The 1,071-nt window shown below is 23.6% G+C and carries 2 protein-coding genes; one reads left to right on the forward strand and one right to left on the reverse strand.

Annotated features, from left to right (window positions below):
• Positions 1-199: hypothetical protein (locus ACRDDY_RS03225; RefSeq protein WP_438563527.1), on the reverse strand; the 199-nt coding region annotated here is incomplete at its 3' end.
• Positions 200-563: 364 nt separating this feature from the next.
• Here ACRDDY_RS03225 and ACRDDY_RS03230 point away from each other — a divergent pair.
• Complete coding sequence (locus ACRDDY_RS03230) at positions 564-845, forward strand: hypothetical protein (RefSeq protein WP_438563528.1); 282 nt, start codon at positions 564-566, stop codon at positions 843-845.
• Positions 846-1,071: the final 226 nt, after the last annotated feature.

The raw sequence follows: 1,071 nt of genomic DNA on the forward strand, positions 1-1,071 counted from the left end.
CTGACTTTTTAACTGTTAGAGTCATTATTGAAGTTTTAGTTCCTAAATTCTCTTTTATAATGTCAGCCGTACCTTCACATAATCCATAACCATAATTGAACCATGCTTTAGTTAATCCTGTTTTAAAATCCTTTTCAACTAAAACGTTCTCATAACCACCTTTTCCGTCAAACATTTGAACTTTTAAATAATTTTTCATATTCTATCACTCCTTTAATCTTTATATTCTAATTATAATCTATTTTGTATCAATTGTCAAGCATTTATTTTTATTACTATTTTAACTCAAGCATTGTATACCTACTCAAATGATATATTTTAACTTGTTTGAACTCTTAGTTCCAAGTATCTTTTATACCATTCAAGTGTTATTGGTATTTTAATCTTTTGCGGCTCTATTTAAAGAGTTTTTTGAGTTGTGTTGCTATCTTGATATAAGTATATATCATAAAATGTAAAATGTCAATATAATTTTTATTGGGTTTTTGTGAAGATTTTTAAAATTGCTTTTTACTTCATTATATTATATAATGTAAGAAACAAATAAAAGGAAGGTTTTATCCATGAAAAAACATTATTTAATACTCATTGGAGCTATGTTTGCATTAGGAATAATACTATCAATTGAAAAATACACTCAATATTTAAATAAAAAATGCGATGATAGAGTAAAAATATTAGAATTAGAGTTAAACGAAAAAGAGTTTGAAATTGAGGAGTTGAAAAAAATTAATAAATTAACAACTATGGAGCTTGAAAAATTGGAACGTACCAATAAAAATATTATAGAGTCTAATAAAATATACATTGAAGTAATAAAGCATTTTAACGAACACAAACATTAATTTTAAAATTTTCCATGTAATTTTATTGATCAAATTTTAATGCTATAAAGTCAATAAAATCAATGGTTTATGAAGGTTTAAACTTGTAAACAAGTGTTATTTTATTAAAACCCAATAAAAATTATATTGACATTTTACATTTTATGATATATACTTATATCAAGATAGCAACACAACTCAAAAAACTCTTTAAATAGAGCCGCAAAAGATTAAAATACCAATAACA

The sequence above is a fragment of the Clostridium sp. genome (genome assembly GCF_051656525.1).
Classification (GTDB): Bacteria; Bacillota; Clostridia; order Clostridiales; family Clostridiaceae; genus Clostridium.